Raw genomic sequence first — 13,900 nt, forward strand, 5'->3', positions numbered from 1 at the left:
TACCATCGCGCTTTCGCCTAATCGTCAGGGTTTCGAACCGAAGTCGGGGCTGGTGTTTCTGCTGCGACGGGCCAGCCGCCACTCGTGGGGCGGACAACCCGCGATGGCATCATGGCCGCCATGCCCGAACTGAGCCGCCGTTCGCTTCTGCGCCTCGGAGTCGGCGCGGCCGCCGGAGTGGCGGCGCTGCGGATGGCGCCCGCGGCCACGGCCACCCCCGCCGCACCCACCTACGTCGACGGGTCCTTCGTCTCGGCGGCCCGCGGCGGGCAGACGACCGACTGGGCGATCGCCCGTCCGCCCGGTCAAACCGCGCCGCTGCGTCCGGTCATCGCCTTGCACGGCAAGGGGCAGGACGCAGCGGGTGTGATGGCCGGCGGCGTGGAACAGGGCTTGGCCGAGGCGGTCGCCGCGGGGCTGCCGCCCTTCGCGGTCGTCGCCGTCGACGGCGGTGGAAGCTACTGGCACAAGCGGGCCTCCGGCGAGGACTCCGGGGCGATGGTGCTCGACGAGCTGATCCCGATGCTGGGCTCACAAGGTTTGGACACCTCACGAGTCGGCTTCCTGGGCTGGTCGATGGGCGGCTACGGGGCGCTGCTGCTTGGGGCGCGACTCGGCCCCGCCCGCACCGCCGCGATCTGCGCCGTCAGCCCCGCGCTGTGGACGTCCTCCGGTGCCGCCGCGCCCGGTGCGTTCGACAGCGCGGAAGACTATGCCGCCAACAGTGTTTGGGGCCTGCCCGCGCTGGCATCGATTCCGATCCGGATCGACTGCGGCACCGGTGATCCGTTCTACTCGGCAACAAAGGAATTCATCGCGCAGCTGCCGAATCCGCCCGCGGGCGGCTTCTCGCCGGGTGGGCACGATGCCGGGTTCTGGAGCGCGCAGCTGCCCGCCGAGCTGTCCTGGATGGCCCCGTTGCTGACGGCCTAGACGCTGATGCGCCCCTCGGCCGCGGCGAGGGCGATGTCCCTGCGAAAGTGGCTGCCCGGCAGCCGAATCGACTCGATCACCTGATAGGCGGCCTCACGCGCTGCCGACAGATCCGCGCCGGTACCCACGATGGAGAGCACGCGGCCTCCCGAGGACACGACGGCACCGTCCTCGCGGCGACTCGTGCCCGCGTGCAGCACGCCCTCGACCTCGGCACCGGTGATCACGTCGCCGACACGCGGGCGAGACGGGTAGTTCTCCGCGGCCAACACCACGGTCACGGCGGCGCCGTCGCGCCACTGCAGCGGCGGCTCGTCGGCGAGCCTGCCCGTTGCGGCCGCGTACAGTAGCTGACCGAGCGGCGTCTCCAGCAGGGCCAGCACCGGCTGGGTCTCGGGATCGCCGAAGCGACAATTGAATTCGATCACCGCCGGGCCTCGTGAGGTGATCGACAGCCCGGCGTAGAGCAACCCCGAGAACGAACTGCCGCGCTTGACCAGTTCGGTGGCAACGGGTTTCACAATGTCGTCGACGATGTGGGTGACCATGTCCTCGGGCAGCCACGGCAGCGGCGCGTAGGCCCCCATACCGCCGGTGTTGGGGCCGGTGTCGTCGTCGCCGACCCGTTTGAAGTCCTGCGCGGGCAGCATAGGCACCACGGTCTCGCCGTCGACGACGCAGAACAGCGACACCTCCGGCCCGTCGAGGTACGACTCGAGCAGCACCGGGTGTCCCGCATCGAGCAGGCCCGCAGCATGAGCCCTGGCGGCCGCGCGATCGGCGGTGACCACCACACCCTTGCCCGCGGCCAGACCGTCGTCCTTGACCACCCATGCGGCCTCGCCGCTGTCGGGGCCGAAGCGGTCGAGCGCCGCGTCGAGGTGAGCGGGGTTGTCGACGACCTCGCTTCTGGCGGTGCGCACACCGGCGGCCGTCATCAGCTCCTTGCCGAACGCCTTCGAACCCTCGATGCGGGCCGCGTCCTTGCTCGGCCCGAAGCAGGCGATCCCGGCGCTGCGCACCGTATCGGCGACGCCGAGCACCAGCGGTACTTCCGGCCCGATGACGACGAGGTCGACCTCCAGCCGCTGCGCCAGCCTGGCGACGGCCTCGCCTGAGGTGATGTCGACGTCGTACTGGTCGGCGATCGCGGCGGTACCCGCATTGCCCGGCGCGATCGACAAATCTTCGACCCGCGGGTCACGCCGCAGCGCCAGCAGTAACGCATGTTCACGGGCACCGGATCCGATTACCAGGACTCGCACAACTGCTCACCCTAACCGCAGTCTCGATCTCGGTTCGGTCGACGACGCCAGTTAGGCCATACACTTGACTAACCAGTGTATGGTCGAGTGTATGACGCAGGCCACATGCCCGTTCGGACCGGGATATGACTTCACCGACCCCGAGGTGCTGCTGCGCGGTATCCCCGTCGCCGAGTTCGCTCAGCTGCGCAAGACGGCACCGGTGTGGTGGAACGAGCAGCCCGAGTCGATCTTCGACGACGGCGGCTACTGGGTGATCAGCCGCCACGAGGACATCAAGGCGATCTCGCGCAACGGCGAGCTGTGGTCGACCAACCGCAAGGGGGCGGTGATGCGCCTTCCCGAAGGCGTCACCTCGGATCAGCTCGAGCTCACCAAGGCGCTGCTGATCAACCACGACGCGCCCGAACACACGAGGTTGCGCAAACTCGTGTCGCGGTTGTTCACCCCGCGAGCAATCACCACGCTCGAGGAGCGGTTGGCGACCGCCGCACGCGAAATCGTCGCCGAGGCAAAGCAAAAGGGCAGTGGCAATTTCGTCGACGACATCGCGATGCGCCTGCCGCTGCTGGCCATCGCCGACCTGATCGGTGTGCCCGAGGCCGATCGCGAGAAGTTGTTTCACTGGACCAACGCGATCATGAACACCGACGACCCCGACTTCGACTCCGATCCGACCGCCGCCAATGCGGAGCTGATGGGGTACGCCTACGCGATGGCCGAGGAGCGCCGTCGGTGTCCGGCCGACGACATCGTGACCCGGCTGATCGAGGCCGACCTCGACGGCGAATCACTGGACGACGTCGAGTTCGCGTTCTTCGTGATCCTGCTGGCCGTAGCCGGCAACGAGACCACCCGAAATGCGATGACCCACGGCATGAACGCGTTCTTCGAGAATCCCGAGCAGTGGGAGCTGTTCAAGCGCGACAGGCCCGCGACCGCGGCCGACGAGATCGTGCGATGGGCCACCCCCGTGCACTGCTTCCAGCGGACCGCGCTGGCCGACACCGAACTGGCCGGCGTCACGATCCGCGAGGGCCAGCGGGTGGGCCTGTTCTACAGCTCGGCCAACTTCGACGAGGAGGTCTTCGACCAGCCGTTCCGGTTCGACATCTCGCGCGACCCCAATCCGCACCTCGGTTTCGGGGGCAACGGCGCCCACTACTGCATCGGCGCAAACCTGGCCCGCATGGAGATCAAGCTGATCTTCAACGAGATCGCCGACCAGATGCCCGGCATCGCCAAATCCGGTGAGCCTCAGCGCCTTCGGTCGGGCTGGATCAACGGCGTCAAGGATCTGCAGGTCTCTTACACCGGCTGACCGGGTGGGCTGAGTAGGATTTTCGCCGTGCGCACTCACGGTTGGTCCGGCTCGGCGCCGTCGACGGATGAGGAAGCGGTGGCCCGAATCCTCGACGCCGCGGGCAAAGCGATCGACGCGCGCGGTGCCGAGTTCTCGATCAGCGACGTCGCGCGCACACTCGGGGTGACGCGGCAGACGGTGTACCGGTACTTTCCCAGCACCGACGCGCTGCTTCAGGCCTCAGCACAGCGTGCGGCCACCGGCTTTCTAGACCGGCTCGCCGACCACCTGCAGGGGTTGACCGACCCGCAGGAGGCGGTCGCCGAGGGCATTGCCACCGCGCTGGAGTGGCTGCCCCAGGACAAACACATGGGACTGTTGCTGATGCCCGCGCGGGCCAGTGAGTTCAGCCAGACGGTCACCTCGGACGTGGCGTTGGAGTTCGCCAATTCGATGCTGCGCCGCTTCGACGTCGACTGGGCCGCGCAGGGGTTCGACGACCACGACCTCGACGAACTGGCCGAACACCTGCTGCGGATCATCCAGTCGTTCATCATCGACCCGGGACGTCCCCCGCGCCGCGGCCCCGAGCTGCGGAGCTACCTGCGACGCTGGGTCGGCGCGTCCGTGGCCGTTCCGACCGCGGCCCGCTAGGCGCCGCAATTGGTGCTCGGCCAGCCGTCTGGCGGGCCGTAAACTCACGATCGTGAGTGTCGTCGATGCCTTCCTCTCGACGTGGGCGCGGGCGCGCGCGTCGTTCGGTGAGGGCATCCCGCAGGACGGCGGCGGGCTGGACCACAGCGCCCGCCTGGAGTCCCTGCGGGACGAGGTGGAGTCGGCGACACCGGGTTCGGATTGGACGGGCGCGGGCGCCGAGGGCTATCGAGACCGGAACGCCAGGCAGGCAAGGGCTCTGGGGGCATTGGCCGACCTGGATCGCCGCCTCGCAGCCGAGGTGGACAGGTCGGCCGCGGTCGTCGCGGCCGGCAGGCGTGAGCTCGACGCGGTCCGTCAGTGGGTGCTGGACGCGGCGGCGACGACGCCCGAAACCCCGGCCGGCCAACAGATGCTGTGGCCGGTGGTCAGCAAGGGCGCAGGCGAGGTCGCCGAGATCATCCAACGCTCACACAGCGATCTCGCTGCCATCGCGGCCAGGATGCGCGCGCTCGGTGCGGAGTACGAGGAACTCGGTAGATCCGCGCGCTGAACAGACGGGTGTGCCTCGCTGATCGCGAGGCTCAGAGCACGGTCAACGGCAATGACTTGCGGTCTTCGAACTCCCATGTCGAACCGCCGCTGACCCTGACAACCGACACCTCGGAGAATTCCTTGGCTTCGCTGTCCGTCTCGACGACCCGCGCGGTCCACTCCTGGGCGGTGCCGGTGACCTCGACATCGAGATGCTTGTCGATCGCAGTGACGGCGGCCTGCAACGGGCGCACCTCGTCGGGGGTCACCAGCGACACCCAGGCGCCGTCCTCGTGCGCCGCCGAACGCCGCACGTGCACCACATCCGGACCGAACTCGGCGTCCACATAGGCCGCCGGGTTGAGCATCGGATGCAACTGCAGTGTGCGCACGGCGCCTTCGATGCCGCCGGGCAGTTTCAGCGCGCGGTGGATGCGTTCGGCGGCGATGCCGGCGACGCCGATCAGCTGTTTGGTGCAGATCTCGGTCGCCAGTTCGGTGTTGGTGCCGGCGCGCTTGCCCACCGCGATCACGAACGACAAGTTCAGCAGGTGCATCTGCAGGGTCACCTCGTCGGCAATGCGCACCAGCGCCGAGTGTGAGAATGCCCCGAAGTCGAAGTCCGACACCAGCGGTCCCGAGTAGTCCGACTGGCCCTCGTCGTCGCGGTTGATCGGTTCGAATTCGGTTCTGGCGGCGCGGGTTCGGCGCATCACGTCCAACACCGGGTGATCGTCCACCTCGGGATAGGACTCGTCGATCACGACCGTCCACGCACAGTGCGGATGCCGGTCGGCCGGCGTGCGCGGAGGCCGGTGGATCGGACGGATCTGCGCGCGACGATTGGTGGCGGCCGCGGTCGCGTCGAACGTCGGGTCCTCGATGTCGTGGCACATGCCGCGCACGTAGTCTTCGCCCATCGGTTCCACGTCGAGCAGCGCGCCGCAGTGGTCGAGGTGGAACTCGCCGTGCCACCGGTCGTGCACGGTGTAGCGGAAGTCCATGAACTGCGGTGGGGCGCCGATGTCGAGCTGCATGCCTTTGAAGATCGTGATGACGTCGTCGCCCTCGAAATCCAGTGCACGCTGCATGCGTTTGGCGTAGATCGGGCTTGCGCCCATCCACTCCTCGATCGCGACCTGCAGCATCTCCTCGCGGCCGAAATTTGCGATGATCCAGGCCATTCCGGACCGGTCGATCAATTGACCGATCAGCAGCAGCTCGGGCAGCAGGACCGCGAGTTCTTCCCGCGACAGGGATGCATACCTACTCGTCATGGACCGTCCCGCCGGAATGCATCTTCACCGCGGCGTTGACATTGGCCTTCTTGTCTTCCGCCGGACGCTTCTTGCGGTTCTTGATCACCTTGCTGACCGCGCCGTCGAGCTTGGACCCGAGCGGGAAACCGAGGTAGTGGGTCAGGAAGACGGCCATCTCCTTGAGTTCGTCCTCGGTCATCTCACCGTTGGCCAGCGCTGCGTTGGCCTGGATTTCGGCGAGATCGGAGTTGCCGACGGCGGTCACGGCGGTCAGCGTCATGATCCGCTTGTCGCGCATCGACAGCCCGGGTCGCGTCCAGATGGTGCCGAAGAGGTGGTCGACGGTGAGGTCGAAATACGGATCGCCCTCGATGTTGGGCATCTCCCAGCCGTAGACCTCGTTCATCTTCTCGAGGCCCTTGCGACGCAACTCGTCCATCGTCACTCCTTCGTGTGCGGCACGCCGAGCCCGGCGGCCAGGTTCTGCAGCGCGATCTCGGCCAGCGGGAGTTCGGTCCCGGTGGCCTCGCCCAGCGCGAGCGCCAGGCTGAGGTCTTTCTCTGCGAGTCCACGCGTGTGCGTGAACATGTCGTACAGCCAGTGGTCCGGTGTGAGGTCACTCATGTCGTCGCGCACGATGATCGCGCCCGGCCCACCGCTCTGCGCATCGCTGTGCCGCACTACCCGACCGAGCTTCTGCAGGTCCAGCCCCGCCGCTTCGGCGAGCCGCATCGCCTCGCACGACGCCGCGAAACCGATGAAGGTCAACATATTGCGGGCCAGCTTCATTCGGGTTCCCGCCCCGGGCTCACCGGCCCGGACCACCAGCGACGCCCACTTTTTGAACACGGGCTTGACCTTGGCGAACGCCTCATCGTCGGCGCCGACCATCACGGCCAGCTCACCCTTGTCTGCCGCTCCGGCGCCACCGCTGACCGGTGCGTCGACGATGTGAATCCCCTTGTCGCGCAACCGCTCGGCGAGCTCACCGGCCGTGTCGGGCTCGATCGTCGAGTGGATCGCGATCACGGTGCCCGGCGCGGCGTGTTCGCCGAGTTGTCCCACCACGTCGCGCACCTGGGCGTCGTTGAGCACGGTGACGCTGATGATGTCGGCTTTCGCGACGTCGGCGACGCTATCGGCGAGATTGGCCCCCAGTTCGACCAGCGGGGTCATCGCCTCGGCGCGCACATCGAACACGACCAGCCCGCCGGGCCAGTCGACCAGGCGCTTGGCCATCGGCGCCCCCTGGTTGCCCAGGCCGATGTATCCCAGCTTGACGTCGTCGCTCACCTGATGATCTGCCCGCCGTCGACGTTGAAGATCTGACCGGTGATCCACTTGGCCTGATCCGACAGCAGGAAAAGGCACATGCCGACCAGGTCCTCCGGTTGCCCCATGCGCGACAACGGAATTCCCTTGACGATGTCGGCGACCATCTCCTGCGGCGTAGTGGTGCGGTTGGCCTCGGTGTCGATGGGGCCCGGTGCGATCGCGTTGACCCGAATGTTCTGCCCGCCGAGTTCGGTCGCCAACTGCTGGGTCAGCCCGTTGACCCCGACCTTGGCCAGACCGTAGAAATTCGAGTACAGCCACGCCGCCGTCGAGGACTGGTTGACGATCGCGCCGCCGCCGCGTTTGGCCATCTTCTTGTACACCGCCCGGGTGCAGATCAGCGCGCCGTCCATGTTCACGCTCATGAACTTCTTGTAGTAGTCCCAGTCCACGGTGATCAGGAAGTCCAACTTCATGCCGCCGAAGATGGCGGCGTTGTTCACCAGGTAGTCGATGCCGCCGAACTCCGAAAGCGTCTGCGCGGCCATCTCCTTCGCCGATTCCGGGTCGGAGACGTCGACGCGGACCGCGAGCGCGTTGCCGCCCTCGCCCTTGATCCCGTCGGCCACCTTCTGGGCGCCCTCGGTGTTGATGTCGGCAACCACCACTGCGGCGCCCTCGCGCGCCAGCGCCTCGGCATACGCTTGGCCGATACCGCCGCCGGCGCCGGTGACGATCGCCACCTTGTCCTTGAACTGGTCCTCGTAGAGCCCCATCGTGTTCCTTCCTCGTTGCCGAATGTGGGGTTGTGTCACGCCTCGCGACGTTTTGCGTGCGGGTAACCCACGTTCGGCGTGATCGTCACACCGCCGTAGCGATCGCCTTGATTTCCAGGTATTCCTCGAAGCCCGCCAGTCCCATCTCGCGACCGAGCCCGGACTGCTTGTATCCGCCGAACGGCATATCCGCCGAATACCAGACGCCGCCGTTGATGTTGACCGTGCCGACCCGCATCCGTGCCGCGACCCGGTTCGCGCGTTCTTCGTCGGCCGAGAACACCGTGCCTGAAAGGCCGTAGGCCGAATCGTTGGCGATGCGGACCGCGTCGTCGTCGCCGTCGTGGGCGATGACCGTCAGCACCGGTCCGAAGATCTCCTCGCGCGAGACCTTGGCATTGTTGTCCAGTCCGGCGATGACGGTGGGCTCGATGAAGAAGCCGGTATCGCGATCGGCGGGGCGGCCACCGCCGACGGCGAACTTGCCGCCCTCGTCGATCGCCGAGTCAAGGTAGCCCTGAACCCGGTCGCGCTGGCGCGCGGAAATGAGTGGGCCGCAGATCGTTCCGGCGTCCTGAGGGTCGCCCGGCTTGAGTCCGCCCATCGTCGCCGCCGCGGCTTCGACCGCCTCGTCGTAGCGAGCCCGCGGTACCACCAGTCGGGTGGTGATGGCGCATCCCTGTCCGGCGTGCATCGACGCGGTGAACGCCGACATCGAGCAGGCGGCGGCCAGGTCGGCGTCGTCGAGCACGAGGAATGCCGACTTGCCACCCAGCTCCAGGAACATCTTCTTGATCGTGGCGGCGCCGTCGGCCATCACGCTGCGGCCGGTCGCCGTCGACCCGGTGAACGAAACCATGTCCACCCGTGGGTCTTTGGACAGCAGCGCACCGACCCCGTGGTCGCTGGAGGTGACGATGTTGACGACGCCCGGCGGGATGTCGGTGTCCTCGGCGATCAACTCCCCGACCGCGGCAGCACACCACGGGGTGTCCGGGGCCGGCTTGAGCACGATGGTGTTGCCGGCGGCCAACGCCGGGCCGATCTTGGCCAGGTTGATCTGGTGCGGGAAGTTCCACGGCGTGATGGCGCCGACGACGCCGACGGCCTCGCGGGCGAGGCGGCGCCGGGTCTTGATGCCCATCGGCGACGCGACCCCGAGATCGGTGTTCCACTCGTAGGACTCGGCGGTGTCGGCGCAGAAGCTCAGGTCGTCGACCGGCCCCTCGAGCTGAGCCGCCGACGTCAACATCCGGGGCGCGCCCACCTCGCCGATCGTGATCTCGCGCAGTTCCTCGATGTGCTCCTTCAGGACGGCCTGCAACTGGCGAAGGCAACGCACCCGCAAGTCGGTGTCGGTCGACCAGTCGGTCTCGTCGAAGGCGCGCCTGGCCGCCTCGATGGCACGACCCATGTCGTCGGCGGTGGCGTCGGCCGCGACACCGAGCACTTCCTCGGTCGCGGGGTTGACTGTTTCGAACGACCCCCCGCTACCCGCGACGAGCTTGCCGTCGATGAGCAGCTGACTTTCCCGATTCGCCAGCACAGCCATGCCATCTCCGTTCACCAATGCTGGACAAGTGTCCGAATTGTTGGACCGAACGATAGCCCCCTCGAAGTGCGGCTGGCAAGCATAGCGTTTACTAGCTGCATACTTGCGGAGCCGAGCCCGCGTCCGATAACTTGGACAGGTGTCCAGCGAGCCCGTGGTAGCGGTCGCAGGCCCGGCGCCTGTCAGCACCGGCGAGACACCGCGGAACCGCCGCCAGGAGGAGACGTTCCGCAAGGTGCTCACCGCCGGCGTCGAGATGCTGCGCGAATCCTCCTACGCCGACCTGACGGTGCGCGCCGTCGCCGCCAGGGCCAAAGTCGCCCCGGCCACCGCCTACACCTACTTCTCGTCGAAGAACCACCTGATCGCCGAGGTGTACCTGGACCTGATGCGTCAGGTGCCGTACTTCACCGACGTCAACGACAGCCGGGTCACCCGCGTCGAGAAGACTCTGCGCGCGATGGCGCTGATGGTCGCCGATGAACCCGAGGTCGCGGCGGCGTGCACCACCGCGCTGCTCAGCGGAAGCGACTCCGCGGTGCGCGCGGTACGCGACCGCATCGGTGCCGAGATCCACCGCCGCATCCGCTCGGCCATGGGCCCGGACGCCGACCCGCGCGCATTGGCCGCCCTGGAGATGACGTTCTTCGGCGCGCTGGTCAACGCGGGTAGCGGCGTCTTCACCTACCACCAGATCGCCGACCGGCTCAGCTACGTCGTCGGCCTCATCTTGGGAGACGAGCAGTGACCATCAGCGAAATCGTGCTTGACCCATACGACTACGACTTCCACGAGGATCCGTATCCGTACTACAAGCGGCTGCGCGACGAGGCACCGCTGTATCGCAACGACGAACTCGGTTTCTGGGCACTGTCGCGGCACCAGGATGTCCTGCAGGGTTTCCGCAACAGCACCACGTTGTCGAACAAGTTCGGCGTATCGCTGGATCCCGCGTCGCGCGGACCGCACGCCTCCAAGACCATGTCCTTCCTGGCGATGGACGACCCCGACCACGTGCGACTGCGCACACTGGTGTCGAAAGGTTTCACGCCTCGGCGCATCCGCGAGTTGGAGCCGCGCGTCACCGAGATCGCCGTGCAGCATCTCGATGTCATGTTGGACAAGGCACGCTCGAACGAGACCGTCGACTACGTCGACGAATTCGCGGGCAAGCTGCCGATGGACGTCATCTCGGAGCTCATGGGTGTGCCGGAGCCCGATCGAGTCCAGGTGCGCGCGTGGGCCGACGGTGTCATGCACCGCGACGAGGGCGTCACCGACGTACCGCCCTCGGCCGTAGAGGCGTCGATCAACCTGATCGTCTACTACCAGGGCATGGTGGCCGAGCGCCGCAAGAAGCCGACCGACGACCTGACCACCGCGCTCCTTGAGGCCGAGATCGACGGCGACCGGCTCACCGACGACGAGATCATCGGCTTCATGTTCCTGATGGTGATCGCCGGTAATGAGACCACCACGAAACTGCTTGCCAATGCGGCATTCTGGGGCCACAGGAACCCCGACCAGCTGACTCCGGTCTACGCCGACCTGCAGCGGATTCCGCTCTGGGTCGAGGAATCGCTGCGATACGACACCTCGAGCCAGATCCTCGCGCGCACGGTCTCGGGCGAGCTGACGTTGTACGACACCACCATCCCCGACGGTGATGTCCTGCTCTTGCTGCCCGGGTCGGCTCACCGCGACGAGCGGGTCTTCGAGGACCCAGACCGTTTCCTCATCGGCCGCGAAATAGGGTCCAAGCTCATGAGTTTCGGCAGCGGTGCCCACTTCTGCCTTGGTGCGCACCTGGCGCGGATGGAGGCCAAGGTCGCGCTGACCGAGTTGTTCAAGCGAATCCGCCGATACGAGGTGGACGAGGCCAACGCCGTCCGCGTCCACTCGAGCAATGTCCGCGGATTCGCTCACCTTCCCATCACTGTGGAGACTGTCTGATGCCCCGGTTCGACCCCCTGCCCGAACGACGGCCCGTCATCGTCGCCGGCGCCTCATCCGGAATCGGCGAGGCGACGGCGATCGAGATGGCCGCGCGCGGCTTTCCGGTCGCGCTCGGCGCCCGGCGCGTCGAGAAACTCGAAGACATCGTCGGCAAGATCAACGCCGACGGCGGTGAAGCCGTCGGGTTCCATCTCGACGTCACCGACCCCAACTCGGTGAAAACGTTTGTCGCCCAATCGGTGGAGGCACTCGGCGAGATCGAGGTATTGGTGGCCGGTGCTGGTGACACCTACTTCGGCAAGCTGGCCGAGATCAGCACCGACGAGTTCGAGTCGCAGCTGCAGATCCACCTCGTCGGGGCCAACCGGCTGGCGTCGGCGGTGCTCCCGGGCATGCTCGCGCGCCAGCGCGGCGACCTGATCTTCGTGGGATCCGATGTGGCGCTGCGTCAGCGGCCGCACATGGGCGCCTACGGGGCGGCGAAGGCGGCGCTTCTGGCCATGGTCAACAACTTCCAGATGGAACTGGAGGGCACCGGTGTGCGCGCCTCGATCGTGCACCCCGGCCCGACGAAGACCAGCATGGGCTGGAGTCTGCCCGCCGAGAAGATCGGCCCGGCACTCGAGGATTGGGCGAAGTGGGGCCAGGCCCGGCACGACTACTTCCTGCGGGCAGCCGACCTGGCCAGGGCCATCACCTTCGTTGCGGAGACACCTCGCGGCGGGTTCATCGCCAACATGGAACTTCAGCCCGAGGCGCCGCTGGCCACCGCGCCGGCGGAACGCCAGCAACTCAAGTTGAACGAGGAGAACCTGAAGTCATGACGACCGCGATCGTGCCCCGGGTTTCCGGTGGGGAAGAAGAGCACGGACACCTCGAGGAGTTCCGCACCGACCCGATCGGCTTGATGCAACGGGTCCGCGACGAGTGCGGTGACGTCGGCTGGTTCCAGTTGGTGGACAAGCACGTCATTCTGCTGTCCGGCGCCGAGGCCAACGAGTTCTTCTTCCGTTCGGCCGACGAGGATCTCGACCAGGCCGAGGCCTATCCGTTCATGACGCCGATCTTCGGCAAGGGTGTGGTGTTCGACGCCAGCCCCGAGCGGCGCAAGGAGATGCTGCACAATTCGGCGCTGCGCGGTGAGCACATGAAGGGCCACGCGACCACCATCGAGGGCGAGGTCCGCAAGATGATCGCCGACTGGGGCGACGAAGGCGAAATCGAGCTGCTCGACTTCTTCGCCGAGCTGACGATCTACACCTCGACGGCCTGCCTGATCGGGCTGAAGTTCCGCAACGAACTCGACCACCGGTTCGCCGAGTACTACCACGATCTCGAGCGCGGCACCGACCCGCTCTGCTATGTCGACCCCTACCTGCCGATCGAGAGTTTCCAGCGCCGCGACGAGGCGCGCGTCAAACTTGTTGCGCTGGTTCAGGAGATCATGAACCACCGGTTGGCCAATCCGCCGACCGACAAGTCCGACCGTGACATGCTCGACGTGCTGGTGTCGATCAAGGACGAGGACGGCAACCCGCGGTTCTCGGCCGACGAGGTCACCGGCATGTTCATCTCGCTGATGTTCGCCGGGCACCACACCAGTTCCGGAACCTCGGCGTGGACCCTGATCGAGCTGATCCGCCACCCAGAGATCTACGCCAAGGTTCAGGCCGAGCTCGACGAGCTCTACGCCGACGGTCAGGAAGTCAGCTTCCATGCGCTGCGCCAGATTCCCCTGCTGGACAACGTCGTCAAGGAGACGCTGCGGCTGCACCCGCCACTGATCATCTTGATGCGGGTGGCCCAGGGCGAGTTCGAGGTAGCCGGCTTCCCCATTCACAAGGGCGACTTCGTGGCTGCCTCGCCGGCGATCAGCAACCGGATTCCCGAGGACTTCCCGGATCCCGACGGATTCAATCCGGACCGCTACAACAAGCCTGAACAGGCCGACATTGTGAACCGCTGGACGTGGATCCCGTTCGGCGCGGGCAGGCACCGTTGCGTCGGCGCGGCGTTCGCCCAGATGCAGATCAAGGCGATCTTCTCGGTCCTGTTGCGCGAGTACGAGTTCGAGATGGCGCAACCGGCTGACAGCTACCGCAACGACCACTCGAAGATGGTGGTGCAGCTACAACGACCCGCGAAGGCCCGCTACCGCAGGCGTGTCAAGTAGGGGATCGGATGGGCTGCTACAGAGTAGAAGTAGACCTGGACCTGTGTCAGGGGCACGCGATGTGCGAGCTCGAGGCGCCGGACTACTTCACCGTCCCCAAACGCGGCAAGGTCGAGATCCTCGACGCCGAGCCGCCCGACGACGCCCGCGACGAGATACAGAACGCGGTCGATATGTGCCCGACCCACGCACTGGCCATCAAAGAAACAGGAGAATGACA

At 66.7% G+C, this 13,900-nt stretch carries 15 protein-coding genes; 9 read left to right on the top strand and 6 right to left on the bottom strand.

What is annotated here, in order from left to right:
• The first annotated feature begins 108 nt into the window (after window positions 1-108).
• Window positions 109-933 (top strand): alpha/beta hydrolase, encoded by an 825-nt coding sequence (locus tag CEX87_RS19740; RefSeq protein ID WP_174523643.1) that lies wholly within the window; start codon window positions 109-111, stop codon window positions 931-933.
• Here the strand turns inward: CEX87_RS19740 and purD are convergent.
• On the bottom strand, window positions 930-2,198 hold the full coding sequence (purD, locus tag CEX87_RS19745; RefSeq protein ID WP_064417901.1) for a phosphoribosylamine--glycine ligase: 1,269 nt from the start codon (window positions 2,196-2,198) through the stop codon (window positions 930-932). The two genes, CEX87_RS19740 and purD, sit on opposite strands and share 4 nt — an antisense overlap.
• A 91-nt stretch (window positions 2,199-2,289) precedes the next feature.
• On the opposite strand from purD, the gene CEX87_RS19750 reads away from it, so the two are divergent.
• From CEX87_RS19750 to CEX87_RS19760, 3 genes are read left to right on the top strand one after another with little or no spacing between them, the layout of a single operon-like run.
• On the top strand, window positions 2,290-3,519 hold the full coding sequence (locus tag CEX87_RS19750; protein ID WP_064417952.1) for a cytochrome P450: 1,230 nt from the start codon (window positions 2,290-2,292) through the stop codon (window positions 3,517-3,519).
• A 27-nt stretch (window positions 3,520-3,546) separates the two neighbouring features.
• Window positions 3,547-4,155 (top strand): TetR/AcrR family transcriptional regulator, encoded by a 609-nt coding sequence (locus CEX87_RS19755; protein WP_064395193.1) that lies wholly within the window; start codon window positions 3,547-3,549, stop codon window positions 4,153-4,155.
• A 52-nt stretch (window positions 4,156-4,207) separates the two neighbouring features.
• The gene (locus CEX87_RS19760; protein WP_064417900.1) at window positions 4,208-4,708 is read left to right on the top strand and encodes an EspA/EspE family type VII secretion system effector; all 501 of its coding nucleotides are present in this window, start codon (window positions 4,208-4,210) and stop codon (window positions 4,706-4,708) included.
• Between the two features lie 31 nt (window positions 4,709-4,739).
• On the opposite strand, the gene CEX87_RS19765 is transcribed toward CEX87_RS19760, so the two are convergent.
• The 5 genes from CEX87_RS19765 to CEX87_RS19785 all read right to left on the bottom strand — a co-directional run bounded on the left by CEX87_RS19765 (window position 4,740) and on the right by CEX87_RS19785 (window position 9,551).
• A complete protein-coding gene (locus tag CEX87_RS19765) occupies window positions 4,740-5,966 on the bottom strand; it encodes a hypothetical protein (protein ID WP_064417899.1) in 1,227 nt (408 codons plus the stop codon).
• On the bottom strand, window positions 5,956-6,387 hold the full coding sequence (locus CEX87_RS19770; protein ID WP_064395190.1) for a carboxymuconolactone decarboxylase family protein: 432 nt from the start codon (window positions 6,385-6,387) through the stop codon (window positions 5,956-5,958). Before CEX87_RS19770 ends, CEX87_RS19765 begins: the two co-directional genes overlap by 11 nt.
• Window positions 6,388-6,389: 2 nt before the next feature.
• Window positions 6,390-7,241, bottom strand: a complete 852-nt coding sequence (locus tag CEX87_RS19775) for an NAD(P)-dependent oxidoreductase (protein ID WP_082694225.1) — start codon at window positions 7,239-7,241, stop codon at window positions 6,390-6,392.
• A complete protein-coding gene (locus CEX87_RS19780) occupies window positions 7,238-7,999 on the bottom strand; it encodes an SDR family oxidoreductase (RefSeq protein WP_064417898.1) in 762 nt (253 codons plus the stop codon). Before CEX87_RS19780 ends, CEX87_RS19775 begins: the two co-directional genes overlap by 4 nt.
• 85 nt (window positions 8,000-8,084) lie before the next feature.
• Window positions 8,085-9,551, bottom strand: coding sequence for an aldehyde dehydrogenase (locus CEX87_RS19785; RefSeq protein WP_094288772.1), 1,467 nt, complete (start codon window positions 9,549-9,551; stop codon window positions 8,085-8,087).
• Window positions 9,552-9,705: 154 nt separating this feature from the next.
• Here CEX87_RS19785 and CEX87_RS19790 point away from each other — a divergent pair, with 154 nt between their 5' ends.
• From CEX87_RS19790 to CEX87_RS19810, 5 genes are read left to right on the top strand one after another with little or no spacing between them, the layout of a single operon-like run.
• A complete protein-coding gene (locus CEX87_RS19790; protein WP_416171922.1) occupies window positions 9,706-10,299 on the top strand; it encodes a TetR/AcrR family transcriptional regulator in 594 nt (197 codons plus the stop codon).
• Window positions 10,296-11,504 carry a cytochrome P450 gene (locus CEX87_RS19795; protein ID WP_094288776.1) on the top strand — a complete coding sequence of 403 codons (1,209 nt, stop codon included), beginning with the start codon at window positions 10,296-10,298 and terminating at the stop codon, window positions 11,502-11,504. The genes CEX87_RS19790 and CEX87_RS19795 overlap by 4 nt, the downstream gene beginning before the upstream one ends.
• On the top strand, window positions 11,504-12,331 hold the full coding sequence (locus CEX87_RS19800; RefSeq protein ID WP_064395185.1) for an SDR family oxidoreductase: 828 nt from the start codon (window positions 11,504-11,506) through the stop codon (window positions 12,329-12,331). The genes CEX87_RS19795 and CEX87_RS19800 overlap by 1 nt, the downstream gene beginning before the upstream one ends.
• Complete coding sequence (locus tag CEX87_RS19805; protein ID WP_064395184.1) at window positions 12,328-13,680, top strand: cytochrome P450; 1,353 nt, start codon at window positions 12,328-12,330, stop codon at window positions 13,678-13,680. The genes CEX87_RS19800 and CEX87_RS19805 overlap by 4 nt, the downstream gene beginning before the upstream one ends.
• A gap of 8 nt (window positions 13,681-13,688) precedes the next feature.
• Window positions 13,689-13,898: a ferredoxin gene (locus tag CEX87_RS19810; protein WP_064395183.1), complete on the top strand. Its 210-nt coding sequence runs from the start codon at window positions 13,689-13,691 to the stop codon at window positions 13,896-13,898.
• Window positions 13,899-13,900 lie beyond the last annotated feature (2 nt).

The sequence above is a fragment of the Mycobacterium lehmannii genome (assembly GCF_002245535.1).
GTDB classification, from domain to species: Bacteria; Actinomycetota; Actinomycetes; order Mycobacteriales; family Mycobacteriaceae; genus Mycobacterium; species Mycobacterium lehmannii.